This window comes from Acinetobacter sp. ANC_7512 (assembly GCF_056779935.1).
The window spans coordinates 399,502-423,147 of sequence record NZ_JBWYIX010000001.1 but is presented as its reverse complement, the minus strand read 5'-3'; the positions used below and the strand labels follow the sequence as shown (position 1 = coordinate 423,147).

General features: G+C 41.7%; 32 protein-coding genes. 4 read left to right on the top strand and 28 right to left on the bottom strand.

Features of this window, described 5'->3' with window-relative positions:
- Nucleotide 1: 1 nt before the first annotated feature.
- From AC1M9H_RS02140 to AC1M9H_RS02035, 22 genes are all read right to left on the bottom strand, one after another.
- Nucleotides 2-3,697: a lytic transglycosylase domain-containing protein gene (locus AC1M9H_RS02140; RefSeq protein WP_481612642.1), complete on the bottom strand. Its 3,696-nt coding sequence runs from the start codon at nucleotides 3,695-3,697 to the stop codon at nucleotides 2-4.
- 111 nt (nucleotides 3,698-3,808) lie between these two features.
- A complete protein-coding gene (locus tag AC1M9H_RS02135) occupies nucleotides 3,809-4,588 on the bottom strand; it encodes a hypothetical protein (RefSeq protein WP_481612641.1) in 780 nt (259 codons plus the stop codon).
- An 84-nt stretch (nucleotides 4,589-4,672) separates the two neighbouring features.
- Nucleotides 4,673-4,963 carry a hypothetical protein gene (locus AC1M9H_RS02130; RefSeq protein ID WP_179998024.1) on the bottom strand — a complete coding sequence of 97 codons (291 nt, stop codon included), beginning with the start codon at nucleotides 4,961-4,963 and terminating at the stop codon, nucleotides 4,673-4,675.
- A gap of 4 nt (nucleotides 4,964-4,967) precedes the next feature.
- On the bottom strand, nucleotides 4,968-5,192 hold the full coding sequence (locus AC1M9H_RS02125; protein ID WP_481612640.1) for a hypothetical protein: 225 nt from the start codon (nucleotides 5,190-5,192) through the stop codon (nucleotides 4,968-4,970).
- A 35-nt stretch (nucleotides 5,193-5,227) separates the two neighbouring features.
- On the bottom strand, nucleotides 5,228-5,548 hold the full coding sequence (locus AC1M9H_RS02120) for a hypothetical protein (protein ID WP_481612639.1): 321 nt from the start codon (nucleotides 5,546-5,548) through the stop codon (nucleotides 5,228-5,230).
- 6 nt (nucleotides 5,549-5,554) lie between these two features.
- Nucleotides 5,555-6,316: a hypothetical protein gene (locus AC1M9H_RS02115; protein WP_481612638.1), complete on the bottom strand. Its 762-nt coding sequence runs from the start codon at nucleotides 6,314-6,316 to the stop codon at nucleotides 5,555-5,557.
- A gap of 59 nt (nucleotides 6,317-6,375) precedes the next feature.
- Entirely contained in the window at nucleotides 6,376-6,816 is a 441-nt protein-coding gene (locus AC1M9H_RS02110; protein ID WP_481612637.1) for a hypothetical protein, read from the bottom strand.
- Entirely contained in the window at nucleotides 6,809-7,291 is a 483-nt protein-coding gene (locus tag AC1M9H_RS02105; protein WP_481612636.1) for a hypothetical protein, read from the bottom strand. Before AC1M9H_RS02105 ends, AC1M9H_RS02110 begins: the two co-directional genes overlap by 8 nt.
- Before the next feature lie 7 nt (nucleotides 7,292-7,298).
- Nucleotides 7,299-7,493 (bottom strand): hypothetical protein, encoded by a 195-nt coding sequence (locus AC1M9H_RS02100; protein ID WP_179998029.1) that lies wholly within the window; start codon nucleotides 7,491-7,493, stop codon nucleotides 7,299-7,301.
- A 9-nt stretch (nucleotides 7,494-7,502) separates the two neighbouring features.
- Complete coding sequence (locus AC1M9H_RS02095; RefSeq protein WP_179998030.1) at nucleotides 7,503-7,886, bottom strand: DUF4054 domain-containing protein; 384 nt, start codon at nucleotides 7,884-7,886, stop codon at nucleotides 7,503-7,505.
- 8 nt (nucleotides 7,887-7,894) lie between these two features.
- Nucleotides 7,895-8,281, bottom strand: a complete 387-nt coding sequence (locus tag AC1M9H_RS02090; protein ID WP_481612635.1) for a hypothetical protein — start codon at nucleotides 8,279-8,281, stop codon at nucleotides 7,895-7,897.
- A 13-nt stretch (nucleotides 8,282-8,294) separates the two neighbouring features.
- Nucleotides 8,295-9,290 carry a DUF2184 domain-containing protein gene (locus AC1M9H_RS02085; protein ID WP_481612634.1) on the bottom strand — a complete coding sequence of 332 codons (996 nt, stop codon included), beginning with the start codon at nucleotides 9,288-9,290 and terminating at the stop codon, nucleotides 8,295-8,297.
- Nucleotides 9,291-9,296: 6 nt separating this feature from the next.
- The gene (locus AC1M9H_RS02080) at nucleotides 9,297-9,767 is read right to left on the bottom strand and encodes a structural cement protein Gp24 (protein WP_481612633.1); all 471 of its coding nucleotides are present in this window, start codon (nucleotides 9,765-9,767) and stop codon (nucleotides 9,297-9,299) included.
- 14 nt (nucleotides 9,768-9,781) lie between these two features.
- Nucleotides 9,782-10,966, bottom strand: a complete 1,185-nt coding sequence (locus AC1M9H_RS02075; protein WP_481612632.1) for a DUF2213 domain-containing protein — start codon at nucleotides 10,964-10,966, stop codon at nucleotides 9,782-9,784.
- A 102-nt stretch (nucleotides 10,967-11,068) separates the two neighbouring features.
- Nucleotides 11,069-11,365, bottom strand: a complete 297-nt coding sequence (locus tag AC1M9H_RS02070; protein WP_481612631.1) for a hypothetical protein — start codon at nucleotides 11,363-11,365, stop codon at nucleotides 11,069-11,071.
- Nucleotides 11,366-11,412: 47 nt separating this feature from the next.
- Complete coding sequence (locus tag AC1M9H_RS02065; protein WP_481612630.1) at nucleotides 11,413-12,222, bottom strand: phage head morphogenesis protein; 810 nt, start codon at nucleotides 12,220-12,222, stop codon at nucleotides 11,413-11,415.
- Nucleotides 12,197-13,555, bottom strand: coding sequence for a DUF1073 domain-containing protein (locus tag AC1M9H_RS02060; protein WP_481612629.1), 1,359 nt, complete (start codon nucleotides 13,553-13,555; stop codon nucleotides 12,197-12,199). Before AC1M9H_RS02060 ends, AC1M9H_RS02065 begins: the two co-directional genes overlap by 26 nt.
- Before the next feature lie 8 nt (nucleotides 13,556-13,563).
- Nucleotides 13,564-15,090, bottom strand: a complete 1,527-nt coding sequence (terL, locus tag AC1M9H_RS02055; protein ID WP_481612628.1) for a phage terminase large subunit — start codon at nucleotides 15,088-15,090, stop codon at nucleotides 13,564-13,566.
- Nucleotides 15,068-15,550, bottom strand: coding sequence for a DUF2280 domain-containing protein (locus AC1M9H_RS02050; protein ID WP_168396906.1), 483 nt, complete (start codon nucleotides 15,548-15,550; stop codon nucleotides 15,068-15,070). Before AC1M9H_RS02050 ends, terL begins: the two co-directional genes overlap by 23 nt.
- Before the next feature lie 46 nt (nucleotides 15,551-15,596).
- Nucleotides 15,597-16,244, bottom strand: a complete 648-nt coding sequence (locus AC1M9H_RS02045) for a putative metallopeptidase (protein ID WP_481612627.1) — start codon at nucleotides 16,242-16,244, stop codon at nucleotides 15,597-15,599.
- Nucleotides 16,241-16,411, bottom strand: coding sequence for a hypothetical protein (locus AC1M9H_RS02040; RefSeq protein WP_481612626.1), 171 nt, complete (start codon nucleotides 16,409-16,411; stop codon nucleotides 16,241-16,243). The genes AC1M9H_RS02045 and AC1M9H_RS02040 overlap by 4 nt, the downstream gene beginning before the upstream one ends.
- A gap of 577 nt (nucleotides 16,412-16,988) precedes the next feature.
- Entirely contained in the window at nucleotides 16,989-17,219 is a 231-nt protein-coding gene (locus tag AC1M9H_RS02035) for a hypothetical protein (RefSeq protein WP_481587460.1), read from the bottom strand.
- Nucleotides 17,220-17,544: 325 nt separating this feature from the next.
- Between AC1M9H_RS02035 and xseA the strand changes: the two genes are divergently transcribed.
- The 3 genes from xseA to AC1M9H_RS02020 are packed head-to-tail and all read left to right on the top strand — an operon-like array spanning nucleotide 17,545 to nucleotide 19,679.
- Nucleotides 17,545-18,807, top strand: a complete 1,263-nt coding sequence (gene xseA, locus AC1M9H_RS02030) for an exodeoxyribonuclease VII large subunit (protein WP_481612700.1) — start codon at nucleotides 17,545-17,547, stop codon at nucleotides 18,805-18,807.
- Entirely contained in the window at nucleotides 18,800-18,994 is a 195-nt protein-coding gene (gene xseB / locus AC1M9H_RS02025; protein WP_481607380.1) for an exodeoxyribonuclease VII small subunit, read from the top strand. Before xseA ends, xseB begins: the two co-directional genes overlap by 8 nt.
- A gap of 1 nt (nucleotide 18,995) precedes the next feature.
- Nucleotides 18,996-19,679: a hypothetical protein gene (locus tag AC1M9H_RS02020; RefSeq protein WP_179998042.1), complete on the top strand. Its 684-nt coding sequence runs from the start codon at nucleotides 18,996-18,998 to the stop codon at nucleotides 19,677-19,679.
- A 32-nt stretch (nucleotides 19,680-19,711) separates the two neighbouring features.
- On the opposite strand, the gene AC1M9H_RS02015 is transcribed toward AC1M9H_RS02020, so the two are convergent.
- The 6 genes from AC1M9H_RS02015 to AC1M9H_RS01990 all read right to left on the bottom strand — a co-directional run bounded on the left by AC1M9H_RS02015 (nucleotide 19,712) and on the right by AC1M9H_RS01990 (nucleotide 22,755).
- Nucleotides 19,712-20,227 (bottom strand): hypothetical protein, encoded by a 516-nt coding sequence (locus AC1M9H_RS02015; protein ID WP_481612625.1) that lies wholly within the window; start codon nucleotides 20,225-20,227, stop codon nucleotides 19,712-19,714.
- 2 nt (nucleotides 20,228-20,229) lie between these two features.
- Nucleotides 20,230-20,634, bottom strand: coding sequence for a DUF559 domain-containing protein (locus tag AC1M9H_RS02010; protein ID WP_481612624.1), 405 nt, complete (start codon nucleotides 20,632-20,634; stop codon nucleotides 20,230-20,232).
- Entirely contained in the window at nucleotides 20,631-20,891 is a 261-nt protein-coding gene (locus AC1M9H_RS02005) for a hypothetical protein (RefSeq protein ID WP_481612623.1), read from the bottom strand. Before AC1M9H_RS02005 ends, AC1M9H_RS02010 begins: the two co-directional genes overlap by 4 nt.
- The gene (locus AC1M9H_RS02000; RefSeq protein WP_481612622.1) at nucleotides 20,888-21,835 is read right to left on the bottom strand and encodes a helix-turn-helix domain-containing protein; all 948 of its coding nucleotides are present in this window, start codon (nucleotides 21,833-21,835) and stop codon (nucleotides 20,888-20,890) included. The genes AC1M9H_RS02005 and AC1M9H_RS02000 overlap by 4 nt, the downstream gene beginning before the upstream one ends.
- A 192-nt stretch (nucleotides 21,836-22,027) precedes the next feature.
- Entirely contained in the window at nucleotides 22,028-22,480 is a 453-nt protein-coding gene (locus AC1M9H_RS01995) for a phage regulatory CII family protein (RefSeq protein ID WP_481612621.1), read from the bottom strand.
- A 23-nt stretch (nucleotides 22,481-22,503) separates the two neighbouring features.
- On the bottom strand, nucleotides 22,504-22,755 hold the full coding sequence (locus AC1M9H_RS01990; RefSeq protein ID WP_481612620.1) for a hypothetical protein: 252 nt from the start codon (nucleotides 22,753-22,755) through the stop codon (nucleotides 22,504-22,506).
- A 132-nt stretch (nucleotides 22,756-22,887) separates the two neighbouring features.
- On the opposite strand from AC1M9H_RS01990, the gene AC1M9H_RS01985 reads away from it, so the two are divergent.
- Nucleotides 22,888-23,553, top strand: a complete 666-nt coding sequence (locus tag AC1M9H_RS01985; RefSeq protein WP_481612619.1) for a LexA family protein — start codon at nucleotides 22,888-22,890, stop codon at nucleotides 23,551-23,553.
- Nucleotides 23,554-23,646 lie beyond the last annotated feature (93 nt).

Here is a 23,646-nt window from a genome sequence, read left to right as displayed (position 1 = left end):
CTTAGGTACCGAAATTACGGCGATGGCCCTTTAATCCACTCGCCAATTCACGACCGTGCTTTTCAAAGAAACGCTTTACGTCACGTGAGTCAAAGGCTTGAATTGAGAAATGGTTACTCACTTGCTGACTTGGATTTTGAGATGTGCCAAAGCCTCCATCTGCACTTAATGACTTACCTAAGGCACGAATCGTATTCGCGTGCTGCTTAGGTAAAACCATTTCTTCTTCGTGAAGTTGTGTCATAGGGTTTACACCTGCAGGAATATCGTAACCACCTCGGGCTGATGCCACTTTTCCCACAATTGCAGATACACCCGCGAATGCAGCAATACCAGCAGCCACACCCAATGCAGGACCTACGATTGGTATTGACGATAGCGCAGCCCAAGCACCAGCCATAGCCTCCCAAGCTGACATCATGATTGACTTTAAGACTTCCATGAGCTTTAAACCTAAACGAGCAATTACACCTGTTGAGGTTGCAGCGGTTTTCATGCCTTCACCAGCTACCACAGCACCAGTCTGAGCAGCTTGCCCAGCTACTTCAGCCGCCGTCTCTGATTTGATAAACCCTAATTTAATCGCCATACGAGTTGCTAAACTTGCAGCGTATTTTTTCAGTGGTTCACTAATCATGCTTTGAATAAATGCCCCTGCCAGTTCTGTAAAAATGGCATTCATGGCATTTTTCCAAGTCAGCGTGCCATTCATCATGGACTGAATGCCTTTATCCCATAGACCAGACATTCGTGACGTTAGATTCCCAAACTTATCTTCAAAGTCTTTCATTTGGGCATCAGAAATCATGCCTGGTGCTTGGATATCAGACACCGATCTTTGATGATCTAATGCACTGATTTCATTGGTTACGCCACTTACCCCAGAACTATTCCCAGTGAGTTGACTTAGCTCTTGTTCAAGATCTAGGCGCTCCTCCAATCCAATACGCTTGATGGCATACAACTGTTCTTCAAGTTGCTTTGCAAGACGTACCTTTTCAACATTATTGATTCTTCCAGCATCAAGATCATCATCCAAACGTGCCATTTCTAGCTCGAATATTTGCTGAGACAAAATCATCTTGCCTTGAAGCTCTTCCTCATGAAGTGCCTTGAGTTTTTCAAGCTGCTCAATTCGAATAGCTTTGATTTTGTCAGTGGCTTCCTGCTCAGCTTTGATTGAAAAAGCTTTCTTATCTTCAGCTGACAATATAGAAGAATCAATATCACTAAGTTCTTTCTTAAGATCTAAAGCAACCTGCTTGCTTTCTTCTGCATATTTATACTGCAGTGCTAGCATTTCCTTTTCAGCTTCTTCAGCTTTGCGGATTTGCTCTTGAAGTGATTTATCAAAATCTGAAGATTCAGTCCCTGCTTGTACACCGTTAACGCCAGCCATGTAACCCTTGACGTTTTTTACGTACTGGCGATTAATTGGACCAATACCGGTACCACGATCAACATTCCCTTCACCTGCATGATAAGCAGAAATAGCCTTGTTGATATCACCATACTTATCTAGCAAGAAACGCATGTATTTGGCTGCGCCTTCAGCAGCTTGTTTTGTGTCGAATGGATCAGATACGCCAAAGCGCTTGGCGGTCATATCCAGCATTTGAAAGTTGCCTTTCGCCGTGCCGTATTTAGTCTGAACGCCTTCAACATTTCGACCCTTAGTCTCTTGCATGTTAAGAGCTGATAGCATGCCACTCGGCAAGCCATACTTGGCTTCAAAGCCTGAATAGTTAAACTTTTCAGCATTTGCTTTTACACGTTCATTAACTTGCAAGATCTGTTGCTGTTTTTCAAGCTCCTTGGTTTGACGTTTTTGAGTCTCCTCAGCTTTCTTTTCTGCCTCCTCACGCGCTTCAGCTGCTTGTTTACGCTTCCAGTCCGCTTCTTCAGCCTGTTTAACAGCTTCAGGCATTGCACCGTCTTTAGCGGTGTATCCCATACCAGCCTTATCACGAGCATCTGCCATGTGCTCAGCACGCTCACGTGACACACCACCAACGTTCATGTTGTGTTGAATATAGCGTTCTCTTTCAGACTGTTTGTTAGATTCACGAACATACTCCATCTGCTTTGCAGTCAAATTGGCTAATGCATTTGCTTTATCGTTGATGGAATTGGTGTGTTCCTTATTATCCTTAGTACCTTGTGTCACAACTTGGTTATAAGTCTTTAGAACACCCTGAGCATCAATGACTGCTTTACGCTCTTTATTAACGGCAGCAGCTTTCTCATCAATTCCAGCCTTATGTTTAGACTCAACTGTTCGTAGGTTATTAATACCTGTGGCTAGTTGATCTGAATTCAGCTTGCCTTGAATATATTGATCGTGGAGCTCTTTAGCTGCTTTTTTATCAGCATCTGATGCATCGGAATGATTAACAACCGCACGCACCAAGCCAAGTAATGCAATTTCCTGTTTACGGAAACCTTGCTCAGCTTTAGATAGGTCTGCCGTGGCTTGTCGCGTCAATACACGCTGTTGAGCCTTATCAAGCTTTTCATATTCCTCGCGAAGTTGAGCAACTGTTTTGCCTTGTGTGCTTAAAGCCGGTACAGCTTCATCACTGATTCGTTTCATGTAAAGGAATGCAGCACCAGCAGCAACACCTTGAAGTGCCAACATACCCAAACCAGCAGGTCCACCAAGCAAAGCTGAAGCACTACGTAAGACACCCATTGCCGTTGCGGTACGCATTGCCTGTCCTTGAAGCGCAGACAATTGCATTTGATAAGCCATGCCTTGGGCAACACCAATCACAAACTCTTTAGCTAATACGGCGCATTGAACAACCAATTTGGCTGAAATAGCTGCACCTAAAGCGATGGCTACAGCTTTAATATTGTCAAAGTTCTGCGCAATAGCAGTCACTGCAGGCGTTACTGAATTGATCAGCATTGCCTGAAAGCCTTGGAACTGAAGCTCTAGTGTGTAAAGGTTTTCTTTAGCCTTACCGAGGTTGTCCACCATATCTTTAGACATGATAGCGCCAGCATTCTTGGCTTCTTCACCCCATTTTTTAAATCCTGCACCGCCGTCTTTGAGTAATGGAATAAGCAAACTGCCATCATTGACGATCTGCTCCATGTAAGTGATAGTTTCAGCGTGCGATAAATTGGCTTTTTCCAATCCATCGTAATATGCCTGGATAACTTCTGGACCACTTAAATCTTTGAACATATCGATGGTCACACCAATTTTAGGCGCAACCTTTTCAAAGAAGTCCATCATTTCGCCTTCACCACGGCGTGCTTCACCGAGCCGATCTAGCGCGTCCTTACCCATCATGCCGAACTGTTCTAATGACAATCCAGCTGTTTGAGCACCCTTGGCAAAGTATTGGAGGTCTTCTACCGATTCACCCAGCATGTCAGACATTTTCTGAACTTCTGAAGCGGTGCTAATTGCATTGCGAGTGAAACTGACCAATCCATCTACAGCTAAGGCAGAACCAATACCAGCAGCAATTTTTTTACATAGGCCCAGCATCTGCGTTGAGATATTGCTTGAAAGATTATCGAAGGTCTTTTGCACACCAGACACGTCAATCTGAAAGTCCACTTTCTTACCTGTGACTTCAATCTCCTGCGCCGTATCTTTGACAATACTTTCAGCTTCATTCATGCCTTTTTTTAGTTCAGAAGTCTTCGCACCAACGTGCACTTCCAGTCGATTGTTGCTCATAATCCCTATCTCACAGGCATAAAAAAACCGCCGTGAGGCGGTATTGAAAATTTTCAGGTATTAAAAAGCACCCTAAGGTGCTTCTTTAAGTAAGTTTCAAAACTATGGGAGTTACTGTTTTGTTCCTAAGTACAGTACTGCGTTCTGTCTATTACTATTTTCTGCCACTGCATAAAGTGATTTAATTGATGAATCATAATAAACCACACCCTTTACAGACTGTCCCGCTAAGAGACAAGGTGAATAACCAAAAGCTAAATCAACATTGTAGTAAGGTGCATTTTCTTCAACTGCTATTTTCCCCGTGAACGTACAGCCACTTTGTCCCTTACCTGAAATCACACCCGTATTTGAAATTGTTAAGGTTGCTTCTTCAATACCTTCAACTATCGCTGATTGACCTATATAAGATCCTGCGATTGTCGTGAGATTGGATACCGAGTTATTTAATTCAGCATCATATAAAGTGTCAAATGTAACCTGATTTGAAGGCGTATAAGTGATCGTTCCATTTAGGCTCTTTTTAGTTTCAAAAGTACCATTAATAGATGTGTCGTAAACTGCACTACCACCAAAATAAAAGTCTTTCCCTTTAGTCGCTTTTACTGTGTTACCAGAAACAGTTAAGTCACCAGTCATGAAGCCAGTAATTCCGTTAGAATAAGGTGGTGTATATAGAAACCAGAATTTATTATTTTTATCTACCAACCCAATAACATTTTGCGCTTGATTGGTCTTGCCAGTGTAAACACCAGTGACTTCAGCATTAGCTACAGGTGTTTTATCTCCCTCATTATTAGAAGAAGATGAATTACCCCCGCCACCACCGCAAGCAGTCAATGCCAAAGTTAATAGACCCAATCCAATTACTTTTTTCATGGTTATATCCAAGTTGTTATAAAGTTCCCGCGAACTTTAACCAACTCAAAAACTTTAATCAATCAGGGCAGCCTTAGCCACCCTGAATAAAACTGACTACGCATTACGCATAATTTTGATTTTAGGCTTATCCACAATGCCAGCATAATGATTTACCTGCTCAACAACATGCATCAATTCTTGGTTAATCGAAGTGATTTCATTCACCAAACTACCCAACTTTGCATGATCTAGTGTTTGTATGGAATCAGATACACTTCCAGAAATACGAGCATTCAAAGTTACTCGATCAATACTGCTTGCTAAATTATGTCGCTGGGTTATTAATCGCTGGTACTGCTCCAATACAGTATGGTAACGACCTAATGCCTCATAATCTACAGTCATAAAATTATCCTTGTGGAAAGTTAATCAAAGCATCCATTAAATCATCTTCATCATCGCTTTGAGTATCTTCTGAACCAGTACTGTCTTCAATCCCCATAAATGCCTCAAGGATCCGACACAGACGCTGAATGCCAACATGGCTGGGAGGACACTGCTTGTGATACGCATTCAATGCTTTGACTCTTGGGAAATCCAATTCATTACGCACATAGTCGTAATCCTTGCCCAAAGTCAGTACCAAATGCGTGTACAGCTCCTCCCAGTCTATTCCCCCGAATCAGTGGCCTGCTCGTCCTCACCTGTATAAACCAGACCAGAAGCCCCCATGACCGTTTCAAATATGGCGTTCACGTGACCAACATCAAGCAGTTCATCAGCAATAAATTCGCGGGTAATGTCAGGATAGTTACGCTTTAAAGAGCTATGTGCTACATCTGCCACTAAAGCAAAGTCACTTGGATCAAAGGTTTTAAGCTTTGGCATCAGCTTTTCAGCAGCACCCAAGGATAACGGCGCAAAAATCCAAATCTGGCCATTAATTTTAAGCGGATTACCACGTGGGTTTTCGACCTGGTTAAATTGCATCTGGTATTACTCCGAAGTAGTCCATTTGAAGACACGGCCTAAATCATCGGCCATTGGCTGGAATTCAAACTCAGGTAGATCGTAATCATCCTGTTTTGAACTGAACGCAAGCTTATTGCTGACACAGCGGAAGAATTCAATACCAAAGAATTTACCCTTGTAGTCACGCATCAGATCAACACTCAATTCAGGTGTATAACCCATATCCAAGTTGCTTACGATACCTGATTTGGCACCTGCCACCGTCGCTGTGTATTTAAAGCTGATAAATACCGTTTTACCCACATCAGCTGCTGCAAAGGTATAAACGCCTGTCGCTTCATCCACACTGTATTGACCTGCAACTGGTGCACTCGCCACACGCTTTAAAGGAACTGCTTTGGCATCAGTCACACCTAAATCCTTCATGAATGTACCGCTGTTCGGAACGACTGGTGTTACTGACGCTGCAACGACTTCACCATTGATGGTTTGAGCGACTGCAGTAATACCCCCCTCAGTGACCACGCCACCAAAGAAAATGGAATTCAACAATGCGCCGTTGATGCGACCCATTGTCGCTTTACACTTAATCGAACCTTTACCTCGTGCGGCATCCACGGCGAACTGACCACGCCCATAGAGTTCTTTTAAGTCATAGCTGATATCAACTGACGTTGACTGCAGTACGCCCACTTCAACGGGTGTACCATTGGTGATTGGATTACCGTGCACATCCTGTAATGGTGTGGCAAAGATTTTACCGGCACCAAATAAATATTGAGCCATATCGACCTCTTAAAAATGAAAAACCGCCGTATTGGCGGTCATGGAATTTATGAATTGCTTTAGGTAGTGGTGAGGATCCGAATCGGAATAATGGCAATCCCTTGGTCATCGAGCATGTTTTCCACTGCTTCAAAAACTTCGATAGTGCCTTCGATCCAGCAATGTTCGACCAATCCCCCTAAGGTTTGGTATTCGCAGATATCAGGATGATCAGGCGCAAGCTTGGCACGTACTTGATCAATCATCTGATTCAACTGGACCGACGGCGGTATGGATGGATCTGATTCATGAATGTAAACGTACACTTCCGCTTCAAGTTCAACCTTGGCATCCAAGCCTTTCACTGGTGCTTGGGTTTGATCACCCTGGGTGACGAATAAGGCAGGACGCTCTTCGGGTACAACATGATTGAAATGCTTTAAACGGCGACTGGTGGTTTTAATCCCCTCGATGCCTGACAAGCGATTAAACAATGCCTGGTAAATGGCTTCACTATTCACTGCTCAATCCCCTTTCAATTGCAGCATCAATATTCTTCGGCACAATCTTAGCCACTTCACCCAATGAATCACGCATAAAACGGCGCTCTTGCATATCGACTTTACGAGAATGCGCTTTAATCATGATTTGACGTGGTGTGATCGGCTGACCAAAGACTTTCTTAATCATCCGAAGATGCGCCTTAATGGCCATCGCACCTTTAAGCCCAAATTCATGCGCAAAGGCATACGGTACCAAGGCACCACCAGCACCGACTGTACCCTCGATCCAGTCCTTATCCTCTTCCACATTGGATGAAACGGATCCTCTTAAACGTCCAGACTGCACATTCAAACGCTGACCTGTCAGCATATCTTCCTGAATAGTGCGCTGAAGTTTAAGTGTGAGTGCATTTACCGTGCGCCGTATTTCAGCACGTACACGTTCATTGACCTCGTTAAAATCAACATCAGCATCAACACGGTAATCACTCATATATCACCTACTTTGCAGCAGCAGTTTCTTTTTTAGGTTCTGCTTTGGTTTCAGGTACCGCACGTTTAAAACCATGCGGTGCCAAGATGTGTGCAATATCGGTATCCGACTCAATCACACCTTTTTCAACCTTGTATGTGGTGCCTGCAATTTCAAGCGAAGTCGCTTTAAAGTTTTCAGGCGCTTGATACTTAAATGACATGCCTTGCTCCTAAACAACGAAAGCACCAACACCAATACGATTGGGATTAGTACCATCATTGCCAACTGGAATTGAATTTTTTAATGCCAGGTAACGCTGACCATAAATACTTTGGTTATAAAATGCATCGGTACCAGAACGTGAAAAACTCACGCTCTGACCTGCAATAGTCATACTTGATGCATCTGAAAAGCTGTTACCTGACTTTGATTTATGTGCAACTCTGAGAATATGTGCTGCATATAGACCCACAGCACGTTCTTTCAGATCACCAAATTCAAGCGCCGTTACAACAAGACCAGCTTCTTCTAGTGCATCGGCAATTTCAGCATCAGAAGTATTTAATAATGTTGTGTCGTACTTAAACTTTAATTTAAAAGCTTGTGGGTCCATAGTTCACCTTATTCAGTGGCTTGAGCAAGTTTTTCTTGCAGCTGTTCAAGGGTTTCATCGTAAGCAAAGGTGATTTCAAGATCAGTCAGCGCTTTACGTACGTCATCAATCGTGAGCTCAGCAGGTTTGGATTCATCCTTGCCTTTACCTTCATCAGTTTTACCTGATTGAGCACCTTTACCACGACCTGAAGTAGGTTTTGAATCACCGACTTCTGCAATTTCTTCAACAGCCAGCTCACCTACATCAATCAGGTGCTTGGCAAACTTGTTCTTTTGAAGTGCCTTATGCTGGTTTGCTTCAAGCACTACAGCGATACCTTTGGGTAAGGTTGCCACACCCGCAAAAACAAAAGCGGCATTAGAGCCGCTGTAAGTGTATGAATATTTAGCCATGAGATTTTAATCCTTATGCATGATCAAGGTAACGAAGTGAATCAACACGTTTCAACCAAACGCCCTGGTATTTGTAATGACCAGGTACAAGCACATCTAAGCCTTTTGGTTGCGCCGTCAGGAACTCAACGCTGTTACCTTTGAATTGAATACATGATGGATCACGGCGATAGATGATCGAACGGTCTGCATTAGCAGTACCTTTACCATTACCACGACCAGAACCACGAATCGTTAATGGCTTACCCTGAGTGGTGAAGATGTTGTTTTCTTCAATGTACTTCAAGAATGTTTTACCGCCTGAGTTTGGTACCACACGTGTTGAAAGGTGTGTGTACTGCGCTGATGCCATCAAGTAGGTATCAGGCTCAATAGACGCATCACCGTCAAACAGGTCTGCTGAGTCAGCCAGCGAATTATTGAAGTCGGATAATACCTCTTCGATGGTCGCTGTAGCCCAATCGTGCTGACCTGTCACGATGGTAACGCCTGTTTGGTTCAAGAAGCCATTCACTTGTTCAAGCTGTCCACTGGCATTCGATTTGGTGTAACCGTACCAAGCGACATTTGACATGTGCTTTTCAGCAGCTAAGTTTGCAGCCTGAACTTTATCAGCTTCGATTTGAAGCCCCATTTTTTGTGCAGTTGCCAATTCAACCACTGAATATTGGTAGCCAATCACACCCACCTTCGCAGGTAGGCTTACAGTATCGTATTCAACTTCTGCAAGCGGAATATCATCACCTGTACCAGCATAGTCTTCGCCGATACCCACGCCTTTTTTACGAGACAGAATTTCACCACCACCATAAACCGCATTTACATTGGTCACTGGGATGAACTTGGCATAGTCAAGAACCTGTGCCAGCTGTGGTGTAATTTCGTTTTGTTCTTCGATCTTTACGAAGAGCTGTGCCAATGCATCCATGTTGAACGCATCGCCAACTTGTGCCTGAATGGCATGTGAAATCGGCGTTAAACGCGCTTTCATTTTTGCTAATTTGCTCATGTGTTATTAAGCTCCACGAAGATTAAGAAGGGCTAAACCATCGGCACCTGTCACGGTTTCCCATGCTGCACCTGGTAATACTGTTCCGTCAGTTGCTGAGCTCGACAAAGAACCCAACGGCGCCGCTGTGGTGCCGTTTGCAGTTTTTACATAAACCGCAGCAGTAATATCAGTGATTGGCGCTGTAGGCTTGACCCAAATTGCACCTTCAAACATCACTGGCACCATATCAGCCGCTTTATAGGCTTCTTTACCAGCCGCCGTTTTGCCTGTCTTACCAACGCCGTGGCGTACCACCACACCAAAACGTGTAGGTGTAGCACCTGACACAGCCGTTACTGATTTTCCGTCAGTCGTGCGGACAACTACGTCACCGTCATTGACTAAAGTCAGACCTGAAAGCGGTAATGACAGTACAACCTCTTTGGCAGTTAAACGGCCACGTTGACCGACCACCGCATTTAATTGCTGAACCATGATTCAAGTTCCCCTTAAATTGTTTTGTATGCAGCAGACTTGTCATAACCCTTATTTTCTTTAGGGTCCTGATTATTGTTTTGCTGTTGTTGCTGTTGTTGTAATGCATCACCAACTGAATTGCCTGGTGTGGTCGATTTCACTGCTGACAGTGCACGGAACACCGTGTCGATCTGTTCAGGTTTAGCATCACCGACGGCGACACCACCCAGTACAGCGGTCACCAATGTGTCACCTGCTTTGGCTGCAATCACATCACGTTTGATTTGCTCACATGAACAGCCTTCGGTTTTGATACCTGGTACCAATGCAACAGCATCCGCAACCACTGACGCACGTTCAGCCACGACCTGATCAAGTTTTTCAGGTGTCATTTGGTTTTTCTCAAGATCACCGACTTTTTGCTTCAGTTCTGCATTTTCAGTCTGCAAGGTATCAACCACTGCTTGTACAGCTGGCAATTCGTCACCGATGGCAAATTGTTTATCACCGACTTTGAGTTTTGCTGCTTTCAAGTTTTCAAGCTGGTCTTCTTGTTGCTTTACAGCATCAGCTAGCGCTTGGTTGTCACCAATCTCAAAGCGAATACCGTTTACTTTAATTTCCATCTTTTTCCCCTTTGGGTTTGGTTTATGGTCACCGACGCGACAATCACCGCCACAGCGACCGTATTTAACCAGCGCCACGTGATTGCCTTTAAAATTGATAAATTTGGCTTGATACGGCGTACCATCAGGCGCCGTGCCTTGTTCAAGGACTAGATCAGCCGCATAGCCCAATGAGATCTCAACGCGCTCATTGTTTTGGATTAAACCGATACTGTTTTGATCTTTGATGATCAGGTCACCGACCAAGAAATCACCCTCTTGGCGCACGTTGAAGCATTCGCCAATGTGGTACTCCTTCCAGTTGGAAGCATTGATTTCATTCTTAGGTGGGTGATAGTCCGTTGTGTCTACGCCGTCGAATCCTTTAATGACTTCAGGTTTGAATAGGTCCTCAGCTGCCACATAGACATTGATGACCTGATCCGCTGAATAGCCTTCCAAATTTGGAAATTCATAAGCGTAGTACTGACGAACTTGAGGTGCTTTGGCCAAACGTACGTTGACGCATTTCAGATACCCTTCTTGAGTAAATGAGCGTGTACTTTCGCTTGGTGCAAAGTCACCTATTTTGAGTTGATAAATGAGTTTCATAAATTGAGCTCAATAAAAAAGAGCCTTTATGGCTCCTTCAATTTTTGGCAATAAAAAACCCACCGAAGTGGGTTAAATTAGATAAAACATCAAGTGACTTTACTATTGATCTTTAAGTGAATTCATCATTACCGAAGCATCTGCTGCCCAACACTCTAAAGCACAATCTTTATCAAATTTACTTAAACCAATCCCTTCACAACAATTTTTAGTCACTTGTAGAATTTCAATTGAATCCATATTCAACAGCAACTCGATATCGAAGCTCGATTCTTTAAAAACATCAAATAAAGGCTGAAAGTGGGGATCAACCACATCCATAGAAAGATACTTTCCAATCCATTTATTTGCTCTATTTTTTACATCCAACAAAATATCTAGTTTTTGGTCTTGATGCATCTGTAATCCCCTGCATATCGAAAGATACTTTAAATCAAACTATTAAATCAGTCGATCAAAATATCTTCATAATTCGGCAATGCGGTGCATCGACATCCAATCTTTTGACCAGGATGACCACCCTTAGGCGGCGTATCCCATCGAAAGGTTTTGCCATGATGGCTGGCACATAACGGACGAACCTTTTCATCCTTTGATGTTAAATAATCGTAAGTCGTTACACCTAAAGACGTCTGACGCTTCTTATTGATAGCGCCGTTGATCTTACCCATCTGATCGGCTGCAATCAGTCGTGCACGATTGTCTGTGCTATGACCGAGTTTTTTTATTTCCTGAGCCAGTTCCTGATTAGTTTGCCCTGTCTGCAAGGCATTCATCACCAACGCTTCAAGCTTATCAGTGTACTGACTTGGAATAGACTTAATCAAAGATACGTTTGCAGCAATCTGATTATCGATTTCATCCTGAATATCTGCACCACGGAAAAACGGCGTAAGGTCCACACCAAGAATGGTCTTGGTATGACTGGCAATCTGCTTATCCACTTCCTTGCTGGTATCCATGACGACCTTAGTGGCCAAAGATACCGACACTTCCATGGTGTACTTCACCATCTTTTCACGTAACGCCGTGAATATATCCGTCACCCAGCTATCACCAATGTTCTTCCCTACCGTAGGTAAAACAAAATTCTTGGTTTGTTGCTGACAAAATTTAGAGATTTCCAAAAGCTGACGTGTATAGAACAGCTCGACACGGCGATTGACTTTGACTGCCTTGGGCTTAGCCTTTCGTCCTTTCTTGCTTTTCTTAATCTGCTGAAGCTGAGGCTTAAGGATCTGTATGATCGTCGTCATTTGGCTTCACCATGGTTTCCAGCAATTTGATGTGTTTTTCATCAATGACTGAATAAACGCCGTCGATATTCAGCTGACGAGCGATCTGCGGTTCAGTAATGATGCCCATATTGAGATACTTTTCATCACGCTCAGCATTGGCTTTTTCCACCTCTGCACGGACTTTAGCATCCAATTGCCAAAGTGGATTGAATACGACATCCAATTCAGGAAATTGACGTCCGAACGTAGACTGACAGATCACGGCGAGGAACTTCATCAAGATCGGCTTGAGGTCCCATTCCTGCTTAGTAGCAATCGAGTCATAATAATTACGAGTGTCATGCTCACCAGTGGCATTCATGCCTGCAGGTGATTGGCCAAACAGAATCGTATAAGGGATATCTGCCGCGCCTGCCGTCTGAACAGAGAATTCACGCATCATGTCAGGCAAGCCGCCGAAACTATACGTTTTTGATTCGTACTTTTCTTCAGCATCAAGGACTAACATACCGTTTAGGCTTTTCATCAGCCCCACAGACATGAAACGTTCCATGACGCCTTTCATATCCTCTCTAATCTTATCGACCAAGTTCGGCGTTTGAATGACATCAATCTTTGACTCATGAATAAGGCTAGCAGATCCACGCTTAACGCTGGCATGATCCAGCAGATCCTCATAGACTTCTTGCAGAATGCTTTGAGGCTCTTCATTTACCACATCAGCATGAGCAATACGAATTAGACGAGTATGGTGAATGCGCTTTTTCGCTTCACCCCCCATTTTCATTTCGTAAAATTCAGGCTGTTTTAGCAGCCCACAGCATGCCGACGGCGGCAAATAACTGTTTTTATCCGCCGTGATGTATTTCTTTTTCACGACTGTGAAGAATTCCAAACGACCTTGGCCGAGTTTAGAAATATCTAAAGGTTGATCTAGAGCAGCTCCGTCTGCCGTTCCAAGCAGAATGTACACAACGCCGTAGAGGCGAGAAAGGATTAAGCCCGATAAAAGCACATGCTCTAAGTTAAATGCCTTACACGCTTCCTCAAGGCGTTTTAAATCATCACCTTGAATGCCTTCATAGAACCATCCAGCACGCAGCATGTCAGATGCAGGGCGATTGACAATACGGCGTGCAAGCCAATTCTGATACACCGCTTCAAGTTGATCATCGTCAATGTCTTTACGGACGAACTTGCCACCTGTGGCTTTGTCACGCTCGGTACCAATATTGGATACCAAATTGGTATATGCACCCGCATCGCCAATAGCGTTGATTGCCTGTTTTACTGCATCTGCTACAAGCGTTTTAATTTTACCGCCTGTATCAGACTTTTTATCTTTAGCCATAAATACCTCTAATCAAATACAGTCGGCTTTTTCGCAAGTGAGTCATTAATCGCATCGATAGTAGGGTCCCATTGGTCATCATGCTCATGTGTGAAGTCGGCTTTAAGACCCTCGATTTCTTCAACATAATTCAATAACCACGGCGCACTCACAGGTAGAACAACACGGCGATCTTCAACATAGAACACCACATCCATAGTACGAGTCAGCTTGTCTGTATCACGCTGAATCGCTTTGATCGGTAATGTGGTTTCACGCGAAATGTTTTGAATCAGCATCGTTCCAGATGCTTTATCCTCGATGGCCATGTATCGAAGCTTGCCGATCTTGGTGTTGCTTTCCTTGTGCTTATTAATGAAATCCTTGGCTTCCTTAATCAGCTCAGGTGCTTCCCATTTGCCACGGCGCACGTCGATGATGTACAGGCGATTGTCATAACCTAGCCCTGCACATAAGAACACTGAATAATCGTTATGTTCTTTGGTTTTTTGCGCCGTATCTGCCCATATCGCACGCCACTTGAGTACTGGTAACTCATGGTATCGATCGAACCATTCAGCCTTAACAAGGTCACCACCGAGCTTTTTAGGCTCTTGCTGGTACTGACTGCTGAACGTATAACGCGACACTGTAGCGCCGTCTTTATCCTGACCGCCTTTCTCTAACTGCAGTAATGACTGTAACGACTCTTTCAGTGGCCAATAACTCTGACGTCCTTTCTCATCACGCTCGACATCACGTGGTACCTTACGGCGTATATGCTCAGGCAATGAGTTGATATAGTCATCATCAATCAGTGCTGGTATCGAGATCTGATGCCATTTCCCTGGCACGTTGCCAGTCATCACAAAGTTGGTCGGATCCTCAACGTGTAAACGCTGCATGATCAGAATAATTGGTGTGGATGATTTGGCTTTACGTGAGTTGACTGTGTTCAGAATCTTACGATTTGCCTTGTTACGTGCCGTCTTACTAAATGCATCTTCAGGCTTGAGCGGATCGTCCAGGATAATCGCACCAGTAAATCCAGCATCTGCCAAAGTACCTGCACGGCGGCCCGTAACTTGACCACCCATCGAAGCGGAATAAACATGTCCCGCTTCATAGCCGTCTACAGTCGTTTTCCAGCTTGCCTTAGCATCGGTACTGGTCGAGATCTTCACAGGCCATAAGCCCTGAAAATCAGCCGATTTCACGATGTTTCGCGCCGTAGATGACACATCCTCTACAAGTGACTGCGAGAATGATAAATATAAGAATCGTGAACGCTGATTCCGTGCGATACCACGTGCGATCAAATTGGTCAGTAATTCAGTCTTGCCTGAACCTGGTGGAACGTTAATGACTAGGTTTTCAATGCGACCAGCAATGACCTCATCAATTGCCCATGCAATATATTCATGGTGCCAATTGACTGAAAATTTAAAGCCCATTCTTGGCATGAAAAAACGGCGTGTGAAAAACAAATGTTCACGTTCGCATTTGTCACGTTCTATCTTTATCTCAAGCGGTCTAGTATTTACTTTCGAGTTCATCTAACACCTGCTTCACTAATTCAGGGCTAGCATCCACGTAGGTAACATTTTCGCTTTGTAATGGTCCACCACCTGCGCCAGTCAATTCTGTTTTATTGGTGTATTTGCCACCGACGTCTTCTGCCACTTGTTTAAGAATGGTCAGCTGTAAAATCGGATTGCGTTTGTTCTGTGGGTTATTCAGCAAGTTCTCATAATGACGTAAGCGCACGGCGAGATTCGCCAAGGGCATTTCATCTGTGTTTTTACGGAACTGCTCCCGGGTTTTATAAAACTCGTCAGCTAATGCTTTACTGAGGTTTTGCCCTGTCCGTTTGGTCGGGTCGTATGCCTCACACTGCTGACGTGAAATAGTGATGCCAAACTCTTGTTGGACAAGCTCAACGGTTTCAGTAGGTGTATTCCACTGCGCTAAGCTACGCACGATAAAGAGTTTGTGCTTTTGATTTAGCGTTGCCATTGCTCTTTATCCGTCCAACTTCGTCCAACTTAATGGACAAAAAAATTTAAACGACCTTCAGGAAGCAAGTACCACACGCATGGTAAATATCGGCTCTTGAAATTTCAGGTCGCTGTTTCGCTGCATCAATCATGGTTTGAACTTCTTCGCTTGCACCATAACGGCGTACCACACCAGTGAATTCCTCCACGTCATGCCCTTTGATCTCAAGCTTTGGTAAACCTGTTTCACGGTTAAATTGTGGGATACCCCATTCATCACGCTTATGTGCAATGTGGTAAAGCTCATGCTCAACCAGTGCACAAAAGGCAATATCATTCGCCACTTGGGCAAATTTGGCATCAACGGTAATGAGGTATTCAGGAACTTGAACGAACCATTGCTCAAATTGTTCCTCTTGGCGTGCTTTCTTCCATCCACCTACATTGATCATGACTTTCTCAGCTTGACCAACGACAAAGCGCCCCTGTTTGATAAATCCGCCGTTTGCCCACATCACGGCGATCTGTGGCCAGTAAAATGAGTCCAGGTGAATATGATCAGGGTTAAACACTTCGGAATGTTCATTTAGGAATACAGCTTTAATCCATGCCCATAGTTCTGGTGCCGGCATAAAGTTAGGCGTATCTAAATCGAATATTTCTTTTGGTGGGTATGGTCGAACTGGTATGGCTTGTCCGACTTCATTGCTCATTGCAGTACGTTCCGTAAGTTTCGGATACGCTCCTTAAGCTCAATCATGATTTCATCAATCGCAATCATTTGATGGCGCTTAAGTCCTGAACGGCTGAGGTTTTGATATTTCGCCAGCTCCGTACAACAGAACTGTAAATCTTGTTTAGCTTGCACACGATCTGTCATATAAGTCCCTACCGCGTTAATACAATATTTCAAACAAAAGAAACCCCACTAACAATTACGTTAGTGAGGTTTAGTGCCGTAATAAGTTCGGCAAGTACTTCAAAAAGGGCTTGCTCTTACCTGCGAGCCCTTTAGGTTGGCATGGTGCAAATACATGCATGCGTTAGAAATTCAAGTTAGATGTTAAACATCCAGGTTTATTGAAAGGAAAACGCAATTCCGGATTTCAACTTGAATAGTTCCGTTTTGCTTACGGTTACAACCCAAGATCACATTAACACCCATTTAAACTTGAAATTTAAAGTTAATGTAAGGGAATTTATTTAGTGTTTTAACTTGCTAATTCAATGAAAGATTAATTATGTAAATAATCCAATCTCAATTTATTTGTGATTTTAAACACAATAAAATTAACTGATAGATATTCATTAACTGTTAATAATTTAAAAGGCAAAAAAATACCTCCTGGGTGAGGAGGTAAAATTGAAGAACAGGTTAGGTCCTGTGCATAAATAATATTCAATTTCTAAAAGCGTAGCATTAGCAATAAGTTACAATATTATATTAGAAGAATTCATTAACCCGAAGATTTTAATTCAAGCTGTCTATCATCTTGAGTAATCTTAATTTTAATATTTTGATAAGTACGCTTACTAGGATTCATAGCGGATCCTACTACCTCTTCAAAAAACCTTCTATCTTTCATTAACTCTGCATATAGCTTGTAGCCTATCAATATTCTTTCAGGTTTTTTATTATTCGCTAATGTTTCTTTAAAAATATTGTTTAACTGGTTTACATCTACCATAAATAAAAATTAGCTCTAAATTTAAGAAGCCCATTATGCCTTATTTAAAAGTACAAACAATGACAACTGCCTGTTATTAAAGCTTTCAGAACAAACAAACGTTTAAAACACTATACTTCGTAACTTTGTCACCCAAAAAAAGAAATATTGATAACAAAAAAGCCCACCATTTGGCGAGCTTTTAAATCAACTTAGTGCATCAACGTACACTTCGGTCACTATAGCTGAAATATGCCACAACCCTTGTACAAGGTCAAACATTCGTCATTGTCTTTGAACAATATGTTCGTTAGTATTTTTAGTAACCTCATCTCGCTGCTCAATGATGTCTGATTACAAGCTAAACTTAAGTGAATATTTATCCACTGTTCAAGAAGTTATACGGGTCACCTTTGATGAACCTGTTTGGGTCAAAGCAGAGATAAGAAATTTAAATATTAAAAGCGGACATTATTATCTTGAGCTGGCTGAAAAAGAGGAAGGTTCAGACAAAGTGATCGCTAGTTGTAAAGCGACTCTTTGGAAGTCTTCTGCTCAAAAGATGGTTCTAAAGTTCGAACGTGAAAGTGGTATTGTGTTATCTCGAGATCTTAATGTTCTGATAAAAGTTAAAGCCAAGTTTGACCCTCAATATGGTTTCTCAGTTAATGTAGAAGATATTGATTCAAGCTTTACGTTAGGTGATATAGCACGGCGCTATCAGCAGACATTAGAAAAATTACAAACCGAAGGTCTTGCAGATAAAAATAAACAGCTACCTACGCCGTTTGATATTCAAAATGTCCTGGTCATTGCACCTGAAAATGCTGCAGGTTTAGGCGATTTCAAAAAGGATGCTGACGCATTAGACAAAGCCGGTGTCTGCCATTTCGTTTATCACAGTGCAACTTTCCAAGGCAATACAGCGCCAATAAGTATCCGAGATTCTTTAATAACTGCCCTTAAGCAATGGGTCAAAGATTATGAAGTTGCCCCTGATCTCATCGTTCTTATTCGCGGTGGTGGATCTGTAAATGATTTAGCATATTTAAATGATTTTGATTTGGCAGCTCTGCTTTGTAAGCGTTCCGTCCCTATCTGGGTCGGTATTGGCCATGAAAAAGACCGAACGATTTTAGATGAAATTGCACATAGATCTTTTGATACTCCCAGTAAGGTCATTGGAGGTATACGTAATTTGATTGTAGAGCGTGTCCAAGATGTAACTGATTCTCTACAAACTATTAAGTTGTTATCTCAGCATCAGATCACGGCGTATCAAAGCCAGAATGATCAATACATAAAGTCAATCAAGACACTGGCGAATAATCAAATTAGTTTAACTAATCGAAATTTAGACTTAAATAAAGACACCACTCAATATTTAGCTCAGCAACAGGTTAAGCTGGCTTCTCAGCAAGTTGAATCTCTCATGCGCGAAACATTACTTCAGAATCCCAAAAATGTTATGGCCAAAGGTTTTGGTATCGTCCGTAGCCAAGGAAAAGCAATACGTTCTATTCAACAAATATCAGGTGATAGCATTCAAGTAGAATTACAGGATGGTATTATTACTGCCAATGTGACTCAGGTATCTAGCAATGACTAAGAAAGAATTAACGTTTAAAGAAGGCTATGAAATTCTCAAAAAGAACACCGAGCTCCTTGAGTCTCAAGATGAACCAGATATTGATAATTTGATGAAAATTGTTGAAGAATCGATGTCAGCATATAAAGCCTGTAAATCACGTGTAGACGCCGTTCAACAAGCTTTGAATGAGACATTTAAGGATTGAAATGCATAATTCACTTGAAAGCTTCTTAAAAAGAATATCTTTTTTCCTTATTTATTTACCAGCACTCATTTATGGTTGCCAAATTGCTTATTTTTCAGGAATAAGTGAACCGTTGGGAATAGACATCTCATCCTTAGGAATGAATTATTTTGAGGTTTCATTTTTTGGTTATTTAAATCTATCTACTACGTTTTTAGATAATTTAAATAAACTAGTATTATTAATTGCATTTTCTATATTGTATTTAGCCATAGCATTTTTATTACATGTTTTGGCGATTCACCCTTCAGAAAAAGAAAATGAAAAATTCAGAGTTGATGCACTATTATCTAGTTTTGAATTTCAGAAACCGATTATTTACTCTAAGTTTGTCAAAATGGTTAATTCATTTTGGTTTACCACTACTATCTATTTCTTTATATTTATTTTTAGTCTATTACTCATTCTTACATTCTATAATAAAGGTAAAAAAGATATTATTTCTACTGTTGATAAGATTAAGACATCTGAAATTTGTGAATACACTACTGGTTATATCAAACAAAATAACGAACAATTCAGAGTCAAACCTATTCTGTGTGGCAACTATAAATGTTATGGAATTAACTTAGATAGACTTGAAGTAATCACTTACCTCCCTGAAAACTATAGTCAATTTTTAAATGTCCCAAATAAATTTAAATAAATGAATACTTCAATAACGGTTAATTAAGCACCTTATTTGGTGCTTTTTTTATATCCAACAAACCCATACCGACTATGCAAAGCAGCTAAACCGCACTTAACATCCATTCTTGAATCTGCTTGAGTACGATTTTCACGTACCATTTCAGACCAAGAATTCCCATAAAAATAACGATCAATGATTGCTTCCATCCAATCATCTAAAATTTCAGATTGTCCCTGCATATCTAATATTAAACGCTGTACGGCGCGTGCTTCATTATCATCAATCTGACACACAATTTTTGTCTGCTTTAATTTTGGTAATTGATAATCACCAGTCAGGAAATCAACAATGATTTTTGATTCCTGTAGATCGGTCAGTTTTTTCTGTTTTATTTTCTTAGTGGCATGATCCATGGCCACTGCAATTGGATTAATACTTTGGCTACATGTACCACTAACTGAATTCATCCATGCGCCGAATTGGTGTAACCATCCTTCTAAATCAAAACGTGACCAATCTATTGTTTGTAAAATATGTTGTTTCGTTGCCTCTGCTACAACCATTACTATTCCCCTACCATCTTCTCAATTTGTTGTATTGCTAAACCTGATTTCACTTGTTCTGTACTAAACCGTAATACCTGGTAACCCATCATTGTTGCTGCGTTGTATTTTTCCATATCGTCGATATAACCTTTGCCTCTAGTGTGTCTACCTCCACTCCATATCCCACCTTCAACCTCGATCAATATTTTTTTGCAGTTTAGATGGAAATCAGCTCTCCATTTACGTTTGGGATGAAACCTAAACTCTCTCTCAAATTCGATTCTGTGCGCCTTAAGTTGTAAAGCTAATATCGACTCTCCCATACTTTCAATTTGCTTATCACGGCGCGGAGATTTTGACTTAATTAAATTTTTACTTTTTGAGCCGTACAAGCTTTTATATTCAGCAAGGGAAATACTTGTCATACTGATTTTCCAAAAGCGATATCAGCAAATAATTCCCTTGCTGATTTGCTCAATCTGAATCCCTGCGGAGTTTGGCCATCCTTTTCCACGAGCCCCCAATTCGCTAGTCCATTCAAATAACGTTGCAGGCTACGGATTGAAATTCCCATGTTCGGTTGAATCTCATCGAAAATTTGTTTCACAGAGACTCTTCCATTCGTTGAAGATATGATTCTCAAGATCATCAGGTTGGTAATCGTGCGATCAGCTTCAGTCACGCTACACCTCCCATTAAAACGCCGTTAAAACCTACCTGTTTCAAATAGGATTCCCACTTTTTCGCCTGTTCAGGTTTTTCAAGTTTTATTGAGATTCGAGCTGCAAGTTTTTCATAGGACTCACCTGGCTCAGCGTACTTACCAGCAAACTCTGGATGATTAGCTAGTTTCTGAGCAAACACCTGAATCTGTTTTTCAGTGAGGTATTTTGGTTCTGCAGTAGAGTTTGATTTCTGATGGCCGTTCGAATTTGAGTACTTGGTGCGGTATGCGTTGATCAACCAATCTGCAAAATGGAAATTCATCAGTTCATCACAGAGATTCTTTCCAGCGTTGTATATTTCAAATGCACGTTTTTCACGATCACCCCAAGTTGCGTTCATGAGCATTTCAAAATCCAAATCGGGATCAGCCAGAAAAATTTCTTCACGAAGTTTTTTGAAGCAAAGCCACCCTTTTTTATTTTTAGATTCTAATGGGAGATTAATTGGGAGATTCTGTGTCCCGTTAACGGCACTATTCAAAGTCCCGTTATTGGCACTATTCAAAGTCCCGTTAACGGAATCATTCCGTTTTTGGTACTGTTCCGTTTCTGGCACTATTTCAGGCAAATTTTTTTCCTGTAATTGTGCCGTTTTAGGCATAGTTTCACGGCTATTTACGCCATTTAGTCGATATACTTTTACACGCTTTGTTGAACCTTTTCGTTCTCCAGTATCTGAGATCAAATGATCTTCCAGAAGTTCAGCAATAATCCTAAGGACGGTTTTACGCTCAAGACCGGTATCTTTCTCAAGACGTTGCATACTTGGAAAGCAGCAATGGTCTTCACCGGCACGATCGGCCAGTGAAAGCAAAATGAGGCGTTTCAGTGGTATACGACAACCACCTTTCTTTTCGCTCAATTCCACTCTCCAAGCCCAGTTTGTTGCATCTAAGCTCATATTATTTCCCGTCCCAGTTTGCATTACTTTCTATCAGTAGCTTTAAATATCTTTTGATATGGTTCATGTACACCACGACATCACCAGTCAAGAAGTCTGTGTTTGGATTGTTTTGAATAAGGTCTTGTGATAGATTTGTTTTCATTCATGATTTCCTAAATTATTGAATGCCTAAAAGCCTGACCTCGACCGTCAGGCTTTTTCGTCTACGCATGCATGAATTTGTGAATCTAGCTTTGCTAAAAATAAGTGCAGTTGATGTATGACTTTGGACATGTCCAAGGCTTCTCCTTGTGTAATTCGTCCATCTGCCATCATTTCTCTAAAGACCTCACATACATCCCCACCACCCTTACCTATGCTTAAAACTAGATCAGTCAACGCCGTATCTCTACATTCAGGAATCTGAGGCAGATCTATTGAGACCTTTCCGTGTTCGGCATTGAGTGCTTGCAGGATCCTGCAATCCCCTGTGATTGCAATTAACTTTGAAGCTTCGACAAGCGTTAGATGATGTGTTTCCGTATTTGGATTGACTTTACTGTTCAGCACAGCAGGACTTTTCATGCCAAGGCGTGGCGCGAGTGCATTTGCTCCGCCTGGATAATCGTGAACTGTGTTATATGCAGCATCAGTGATGTTCATTCGTATTCCCTTTGAACGTGTTTTTAGGCAGATGCTTTATTACTATTTTGGTTGTTTACTTCATTTCTAGGAATCAACCCAAAATGTTGCAAAATCTCGGTTTCAGATACTTGACCATTACTTGCTTGAGCCAAAGATTTTCTAAGATTTTTTCTTGGCTCTTTATATCCATAAAGTAAGTGTGTTTTTAAATAACCCACTGTAGTACCAGCATTTTTTGCATAGATCTCTAAATCACTAGGATTTAATTCATTAATATAATCTCTAAAATTCATAGATTGACCCTCTCATATGAATTCAAATATTACCTTTTAGGTAATGTAAATACAACCTTTTTTCTTGTTTACCTTTTTGGTGATAAATCTACAATTAATAAATGTGTCTCGTCACACAGAAATAGGAATACTATGGACAGCAAATCAATCAGATACAAAAACACTCGCATCCTTGTTGATCAAGTCGGTGGAGTATCCAGTTTTGCTGAGAAAATTGGTAAAGGACAATCCCAAACCAGTCAGTTCGCAGGTACAAATCCTATAAAAGGAATTGGTAATAAGGTTGCTCGTGAAATCGAAGATGCATTCGATAAACCACATGGTTGGTTAGACATTCCGCATGTCGATGAAAAAGCAATATTAGAACCAAATATTTCTTCCCCAATCCCTATCGCTGGTCGCCTAGTTCCAGTTATTTCGTGGGTACAAGCAGGATCTTGGACTTCAGTCGAATCTGTACCAAATGGCACACAATTTGAAGAATGGTTACCCCCTAATCCTAAGTGTGGAAAGAATGGGTATGGATTGGAAGTCGTTGGTGAATCCATGATGCCAGACTTCAAACCAGGCGATAAGATTTATGTAAATCCTGATTTTCAAACGGCGGATTTGAGAACAGGTGATCTTGTGATCGTTTCCTGTGAAGGTGATGCTGAAGCAACTTTTAAAAAATTAATATTAGAAAGTGGAAATGTTTACCTTCAACCGTTAAATCCTCATTGGCCAGAACGAACAATTGCTTTAGTTGATGGCTGTAAGTTAGTAGGTAAAGTTGTTGGGTTGTATAGGGATGTTTGAAAAGTAATTTACCGGTGACTAAAAGCCGCTATACGCGGCCGGGGTGAGATTATTAGGTTGTCTTGGGGTGTATAGTTGAATTATGGGTATTTT